Below are 4,849 nucleotides of genomic sequence, written 5' to 3' on the forward strand. Positions count from 1 at the left end.
ATATGATGGCAGAGGCATTCGGTCCCAGGGCATAACGGGCGATGTCAGAGAAGGGGGCACAATCCTTCGTGGGACAAATTTTCCATTCGCGTTCAAGACGCATGCTTGTCTACGAGAGTTAACATGGTTAGTTTGTGGGTTGGAATCAGAGTTCCAATGAGGCAGCAGCCTTCACTGCCCATATCAAGCATAACAGGAATACCAGGCTTATCACAGTTTTCATCCTGCTTGTATAATACCTGTCCTGAGGATCATTTAAGTTTGTGGTTGGTTCCGGATCGCGGTTCACCCCAGATGCAAAAGGATACAGAGAATTTGCGATTCAAGTTCACCCATGCCAAATAGCGAGAAGCCATTAAAAGAAGATGAGCCTTCGGGGCTGGATCGATAAGGCCCCGAGATAATTCAAGGCCTCAGGGAATAAATCCTTGACCGTCCCTTCTTATTCACATTGATCTTGCCCTCTCTGCCCAGCCAGCCCAGTGCGCCATGGACATCATCTATCCGCAGAGCGGCAGACTTGGCCAATTCCCTGGCCGGCATCGGGCCCTTTAGGCTGAGCAGGTCCCAAATTATGCCGGCATTGATACCGAATACCAGATCCACAGACTCCTCCGTCATCCCCCCTCCCTTCCCAGTCTCTCTCTTTGATTTGACCGCTGCCACTCCTGCTTCAGTCATTCTTTTCTTCTTCCTGGACCTCGGTTTCTTCTCAGTTTCATTGACCATTTTTTATATCCTCCAATATGTATCCTTTTTTAAATACGACTTCATTGAATTTAAAGTTTTTCTGAGCTAAAATTGCAGATTTGGTCATAGTCACTGGTTCAAGGTGCGGGATGCAGGCCCAATGTGCTATATGTGAAATGTATATACCGATCCCGGCCCAAAAGCGATAAATACCGAGGACTATGACTTAATTGCTCGTAATGGTTCTGCATAAAGGAAGCAAGAGATCCACGTCTGGCGATTTCTTGAGGGGCTATTGTCATTCTTCTGCCTGGCTATGCTCTCATGGCAAAACGCCTTTGACACCAAAATCCCAAAGGAGAAACTGCTGCCGATTCCAGCACTGCAGAAGTTGCTGCAGATCTATCATCGCAAGAAGACGGGAATCTCTAAATATTCAAATAAAGAATAAAAGAGGACGAATTCGGAGGTTTAAATCATGCTTGATCGATTCACAAATTTCCTCACAATATTGATTACCTCTCTTTTGGCCATCTCTCTTTTCTGTGCCTTTGCCCTGGCAGAGGAAGAGGATGACAATGGTCCTGAGCATTCTCTAGGCTCGGGTGATTCTGATTGGTGGACGACATACCCGGACAAAAACATCGACTCTGGCTCTGCCGTAAATCACCCGGATTGGGTTATTGAGGCTCTGGAGGACAGACCTCTGCTGATCCTGATCCACCAGAACAACTGCCTGCCCTGCGTGACCCATGTCCCCAGGATAAATGATGCTATAAAAATCCACAACGACGATATCCGGTTCTACAGCATTCTGGCTGAGGGAGACGGAATCCTGAAGGCGATGGAGGTTCTGGATATCTACAGTCCCACAGGCAAGAAGCAGTATGTTCCCACCACCATCTTCCTCACTCTGATAGAGAACGAGGACGGCGAGGTTGAGGTTGGCTGGCATAGCGAGATTGATATCATGAGCACGGACGATATCAACAGCTATGCAGACGATTCCATTTACTATCACCAGCAGAATGCGGCTGACTGGGAGCAGTGATCGGCCTAATGGCAGTGAAAGATGGTGTGGGTGGTCTGAGCAAGCCGGGCTCTAATCCCCCTCACGCTCTCATTTTGCCAGTTTCTATTATATCTTTATTCGCGCTATTATTCATATCCCTATCCATCAGTCCCGCGCTAGCAGATGAAGCGCAGGCGCCGGACTTTTTCGCAACCAGCTGGGATCAAAGGAGCTTCAATCTATCCGATTTCATGGGCTCCCCGGTGGTCCTGCATATAACAAATATCGAGAACCCCCTATGCATTGAATGCGAAAAGTCCCTCTCGGGGCAGGTAGAGGAGCTTGCAGCCCTCAAGGCCCTAGACACCAATGTCCAGATAGTAACCCTGAACCTGAGGAAGAACCCCTATTCCATTGACGGCCGGGAGCTGGCCCAAACCTGGTGGGAGGTCAATATAACCTGGCCCTGGATCGAGGATCTGGACCCATATCCCATAGGGAGCAAATACCTGGACTATTGGACGGTGAGAGGCGGCTCTTCCAATCCCACCATTGTTCTGATCGACAAAGAGGGCAGAATCGGCCCGGTCTACCACGTCTACCGGGTGGGCGAAGGGATAGAAGATGGGGTGCAGAAGGCCCTGAGCCTTCTGGATGACATCCAGGAGCTCAATGGGACAGCTCTTATGGTGGAGGGGGAAGCCTCCCCTCCTGCAGAGGTGGAGGCCCGCCCAGAGGGGGCAACAAGCATGATCTCCTCCCTCTGGACCAGAATGGAGAATGAGGTCTCAAGGAAGGATGTCACCGCCTTTGGCATGTTCCTTCTGGGCATCTTCACCTCCCTTGCCCCCTGCTCCATCGCCCTGATGATTGCTGTGTTCTCTTATGTGATGACCGTTCGCAGGAAGGACGAATACCTGCGAGCCAGCGCCTCCACCTCAAGAGAGGGATTCATGATCGGCGTCGCCTTCACCCTCGGCATGGCGGTTGTCTTCTTTGTGCTCGGCCTGTTCATATCCCAGATAGGGGTCTTCTTCCGGGATTCAAAGCTCTTTGACCTTCTAGCCGGGGTAATCATGGTCCTGCTTGGAATCAGCAGCTTCAAGCCCCTGGGGGAGATCATCGAGCCGGTCATGGATCGCATCCGCCTGCATCGTGCTGCCATGGATGGGCTCGATGAGCCGTCCGAGAGCTCGGGCTTAAATGGGCCTATGGAGGAGAAGAAGAGCCTGCTCCAAAAGGCTGTGGAGTTCTCGCTAAAGCTCTTCCGCTATTCTGCGTTCATCGGCGCCTTCACCCTGGGGATCTTCTTCGCCCTGGGTTGGGCTCCCTGTGCCCTCTCCATGGTGATGCCGGTCCTGATCTGGCTGGCAAGCCAGGACGTTGCCCCCCTGGTCGGCGGGACGATGCTCTTCTTCTTCGGCATCGGCCATGGAGTGCCCATCATCCCCATCACCACCTTCTCCCGAATGGTGGGCGGCAGGATCGGGGAGAAGTATGTATCGGTGGGAGAGTGGACCAGCAAGATCTTCGGGCTGCTGGTGATCCTGGTGGGCCTGGTCTATGCCGTCAGGTATTTTGGATACCTGTTATGGTAGGGTACAATAACGGCGCAGCAATTGCAGTGTGAGGATATCGAGAGGAAGGTGAGATTACATTTCGACCATGCTGGAAAGCCTCCAGGAGATTGCGAGGGATCGAGTCTCCTCCTCGCTGGCAGAGAGGTGCTGCTACTCTTCCGACGCCTCTCAGATTTCTGGATACCCAGATTTCGTCGTCCGACCAGCGAATACGGGAGAGGTCTCCAGAATTATGATGCTGTGCAATGAGAGGGATGTGCCGGTGGTCGCCCGGGGAGCGGGAAGCGGACTTGCCGGCGGGGCGTCCCCGGTCTTAGGGGGCGTAGTTTTGGATATGTCTGGAATGAACCGCATTCTGGAGATGGATCTGGAGAACCTGCAGGTCATCGTTGAGCCGGGGGTGGTGGCAGAGAAGCTCAATCGGGCCCTTGAGCCTCATGGATTCTTCTTTCCCCCAGATCCGGGCAGCAGCGCCTTTTGCACCATCGGGGGCATGATCTCCTACAACAGTAGCGGCATGCGCTCGGTTAAATACGGCACCACCAGAAGCTATGTGCTGGATTTAGAGGTTGTGCTGGCGGATGGTAGGGTGATTCATACCGGCTCCCGGAACCTCAAATCCGCAGCCGGATACGACCTCACCCGTCTATTCGTTGGCGCAGAGGGGACCCTGGGCATCATCACCCGAGCGGGACTGAAGGTTGCCCCTCTGCCCAAAGAGAGAAGGCTGGTATTCGCCAGCTTCGAGAGCGCAGAGGCTGCTGGCCAGGCGGTGATAGCGGTATTCTCCAAGGGCATAACCCCCTCCGCCTGCGAGATACTTGACCGGACCACTCTGAAGGTCCTGAGGCTCGTCGATCCCGCGCTTGTCCTGCCGGATGACGGGGACGTGATACTATTCGAGGTGGACGGCTCAGGAGATTCGACCGCAGAGGCAGCAGCGCAGATAGAGGAGGTCTGCCGGCCGATGGCCATTACGATAAGGCAAGCTTCCGGCCGGGAGATGAAGCCCATCTGGGCGGCGAGGAGGCTGGTGGGAGCGGCCATTTCGCGTCTGGACCCGAAGAAGACCAGGATCTATATGGGCGAGGATGTGGGGGTTCCCATAAAGCAGATTCCGGCGCTGATTAAGAGAGTGCAGCAGATCACTGCAAGCGTGGGCATTCCTGCCATGAAGTACGGCCATATAGGAGACGGAAATCTGCATGTCGCATTGTTCATCGATGTCAATGATCCGGATCAGTGGGATCGGCTCAGGACGGCAGCGGACAGAATCCATCGAGCTGCTCTGAGCCTGGGGGGGACGGTCAGCTCCGAGCATGGGATAGGCCTTGCCCGGGCGGAGTATATGGCAGAGCAGGTGGGCGAGGAGACGATGAATGTGATGCGGGCGGTCAAGAAGGCCCTTGACCCCAGGGGGATACTCAATCCAGGAAAGATAGGGCTGTGACTGATATCACATTGACGACAGACTGGACCATGAAGCGATCCAGGAGGAGATGGATTTCGCCTCCTGCAACAACAACAATAACGCCAGGTATACGGCTGAGGTTTTATTCCGTAACTA

4 protein-coding genes are annotated in these 4,849 nt (G+C 53.7%); 3 read left to right on the plus strand and 1 reads right to left on the minus strand.

All coding sequences use genetic code 11. From position 1 onward, the window contains the following. Window positions 1-405: 405 nt before the first annotated feature. Complete coding sequence (locus BP822_RS09365; RefSeq protein WP_286856832.1) at window positions 406-729, minus strand: winged helix-turn-helix domain-containing protein; 324 nt, start codon at window positions 727-729, stop codon at window positions 406-408. Window positions 730-1,168: 439 nt separating this feature from the next. Here BP822_RS09365 and BP822_RS09370 point away from each other — a divergent pair, with 439 nt between their 5' ends. The 3 genes from BP822_RS09370 (at window position 1,169) to BP822_RS09380 (ending at window position 4,732) form a co-directional block, all read left to right on the plus strand. Further along, the gene (locus BP822_RS09370; RefSeq protein WP_013720392.1) at window positions 1,169-1,741 is read left to right on the plus strand and encodes a hypothetical protein; all 573 of its coding nucleotides are present in this window, start codon (window positions 1,169-1,171) and stop codon (window positions 1,739-1,741) included. A gap of 212 nt (window positions 1,742-1,953) precedes the next feature. After that, window positions 1,954-3,300 carry a cytochrome c biogenesis CcdA family protein gene (locus BP822_RS09375; RefSeq protein ID WP_342473702.1) on the plus strand — a complete coding sequence of 449 codons (1,347 nt, stop codon included), beginning with the start codon at window positions 1,954-1,956 and terminating at the stop codon, window positions 3,298-3,300. A 67-nt stretch (window positions 3,301-3,367) separates the two neighbouring features. Then, window positions 3,368-4,732, plus strand: a complete 1,365-nt coding sequence (locus BP822_RS09380; RefSeq protein ID WP_286878186.1) for an FAD-binding oxidoreductase — start codon at window positions 3,368-3,370, stop codon at window positions 4,730-4,732. Window positions 4,733-4,849: the final 117 nt, after the last annotated feature.

It is taken from the genome of Methanosaeta sp. UBA458 (assembly GCF_002496085.1).
Lineage (GTDB): Archaea > Halobacteriota > Methanosarcinia > Methanotrichales > Methanotrichaceae > Methanothrix > Methanothrix soehngenii.

Excerpts from the sequence above, each read along its gene's own strand:
- BP822_RS09370 (WP_013720392.1), top strand. The coding sequence starts at position 1,169 with ATGCTTGATCGATTCACAAATTTCCTCACAATATTGATTACCTCTCTT.
- BP822_RS09365 (WP_286856832.1), bottom strand. The coding sequence starts at position 729 with ATGGTCAATGAAACTGAGAAGAAACCGAGGTCCAGGAAGAAGAAAAGA.
- BP822_RS09380 (WP_286878186.1), top strand. The coding sequence starts at position 3,368 with ATGCTGGAAAGCCTCCAGGAGATTGCGAGGGATCGAGTCTCCTCCTCG.
- BP822_RS09375 (WP_342473702.1), top strand. The coding sequence starts at position 1,954 with ATGGGCTCCCCGGTGGTCCTGCATATAACAAATATCGAGAACCCCCTA.